Raw genomic sequence first — 279 nt, forward strand, 5'->3', positions numbered from 1 at the left:
GCATTATCGCTACCATTTACGCATATCAATGCGATCGCTAAACGGTAATGCGATCGCCCAAACCTCACAACGCAGAGACAAGCGATCGGCGAGAGCAAAGAGGGTTTAGCATTTTTGGCGATCGAGATTTTTTGTGAGGAGTTTGAATATTGTGGCGCAAATGCTAAACCCCTTGTATCTAGGAAGAAAAGTAAAGGATAAAATCTTTACTCAAATCCGAAAAAGCAAAAGCAGAGATAAACTCGTTCAACCCCTAGGGACACCAAGCCCGTAATGTAG

Source organism: Pseudanabaena sp. CCNP1317, assembly GCF_034931345.1.
Taxonomy (GTDB): domain Bacteria; phylum Cyanobacteriota; class Cyanobacteriia; order Pseudanabaenales; family Pseudanabaenaceae; genus Pseudanabaena; species Pseudanabaena galeata.